Origin of the sequence: Vibrio harveyi NBRC 15634 = ATCC 14126 = KCTC 12724, from assembly GCF_001591145.1 — a bacterium.
Classification (GTDB): Bacteria; Pseudomonadota; Gammaproteobacteria; order Enterobacterales; family Vibrionaceae; genus Vibrio; species Vibrio harveyi.
In genome coordinates, this window is the sequence record NZ_BCUF01000115.1 from 1 (window position 1) to 1,880 (window position 1,880).

At 43.9% G+C, this 1,880-nt stretch carries 2 protein-coding genes; both read right to left on the bottom strand.

Annotation, left to right across the window (positions count from 1 at the left end; translation table 11 throughout):
• Nucleotides 1-96: 96 nt before the first annotated feature.
• Nucleotides 97-606 carry a nucleoside/nucleotide kinase family protein gene (locus tag VHA02S_RS24660; RefSeq protein WP_038899643.1) on the bottom strand — a complete coding sequence of 170 codons (510 nt, stop codon included), beginning with the start codon at nt 604-606 and terminating at the stop codon, nt 97-99.
• Entirely contained in the window at nt 603-1,766 is a 1,164-nt protein-coding gene (locus tag VHA02S_RS25635) for a PAAR domain-containing protein (RefSeq protein ID WP_080640441.1), read from the bottom strand. The genes VHA02S_RS24660 and VHA02S_RS25635 overlap by 4 nt, the downstream gene beginning before the upstream one ends.
• Nucleotides 1,767-1,880 lie beyond the last annotated feature (114 nt).

Sequence of the window (1,880 nt, forward strand, 5' to 3'; positions counted from 1 at the left end):
TTGTATTGCGTTGCTCACCCCTTAACAGGGCGTTAGGTGATTCATCAAAACTTAACCTTCGAACCTAAGTGTTTGTGGCTCGAAGGCAATTTGAAGCTATAGCTGACCTAGGTCGATTCTTGTTGCAATTTCCTTCATAGTGTCAATCATGCCATGTTCAAATAAGAGTGAATCTGTAAAGGTGTATGATTTGCAAACTCCTCTCCCCTCTGGGAATCTATCTAACGTTACAAAAGCATACCCACCACCGCCTTCGCCATCAGCATTGAAAGCACGCCCAAGTTTTAATCGTTCACCATCCACAAGTCCTTCATCGTTAAATTTTCCCTTGGGTAAGCCGCCTTGGGCTTCGGTTTTGAAAAACTTACCTTCTAGTGTGTCTAGGAACCATCGTAAACCGCGCTTGGGGAATTCGATTTGGTAATGCAGCCATTTGCTTTTTCCAGTTCGTTTGTTTGTGAAATATTGTGCATCCGCGAGGATGATGTGATCATCAATCAACAGAAAATAGAATGTATTGCCAATATCTGTCGCGTCAGGCAAAGTCGCAACTAGGTTCGGATGCTTAGCGACAGTCAGTGGGTCTATTTCTTTAAATTTCTTCATTTGTTTTCTCCTTTCCCTATATTAATTCGCTTTATGGCTCCCGCTTTTTCTAACGTACCCAGTGTTTGCGGGTTTTTATCCCACGTAAAGGTTTCTGGAGGACCGTATTCCACGTCATCATCAATGTCACCATACGGTGTTGTTCCATATGTCACGTTAATGTCTTTGGTGACACCGTTACCAAGGAAATGTTCGTTTGCACCTAAACGTTGCTCAATTTTGTGTCGGATATCGAGAGTGTCAGTTTGGCTTGGAGTAAAGCCAAGTTCTTGGCAGTATTCGCTAAACTGTTTCTGTTTCTTAATATCAATGCCTTCTTCTTCAGCCGATATTTTGACTTGTTCATAATATCGACTGAACTCAGGTGTCATACATGGTGCAATCAAATCGAGGCTGCCCTCAAACTCACTGGATAATTCAGATTCAGTAAACCCACTCATTCTCTCGTAGGTGGGGATAAAGCTATACATATCGCCGATTTTATCGGCTTTTTGGTGGTCAATGAGCAATATGGTGTATTCACAATCAGGCTTATATTCAATCCCTACAGCATTGCAGATGGCTTCAGGGTCTGTGTCTCCATGCTCAGCTTGAGTAAATGTGGTTGTCCAGTATTTTAGTTTGGTCACTCCCTCGGGTTTGTAACCAATATAGCCATCATCTTTGTTATACTCAGACTCGATAATACGAAATAGCAGCGGCTCATCTAATCCTTTCTCAACAAGTTCTTTCTTATCCGTAGTCGAGTAGGCAGAGCCAGGTAAAGCAGCGCCGCCTTCGCGGGCGGCGTTAACGTAAGGTTTGGCTTCAGCTAATCGTTGTATCGCTTCATCGTAGGTTTTTGGTGCTGGTTGTTTATCAGCACGATATTTGTCGCCAATCAGTACCGTACTATTACCAATTACAATTTTACCACCGTGACCGGTTGAATCACCCATGCGAGCAGCTGGCTTTCCATTGATAAAAACAGACCCAGAACCCTGATTTATGGAATCAGGCGGACCAACACAAACAAGGCGGTCACCTTTTCTTGCAGCAGGTAAGCCTCCTATTTTCACATTTGGCGAGCCGACGGCAACCGGTCCACCGACGTGAGGTACTTTCGAAGTGACTTTGGGACACACATGCATTGACGTGACCGTGGCGGCGGGTTTTCCCATTGGTAGTTCCTTTATCTATTGGTGTGGTTGCATATTGTAGGTTTAACGGTCAAAAAGTTTATTGCCTTGGTGTGGTATTTGGAGTCAAATCACCTAACAAAGCGTTTAAGACGG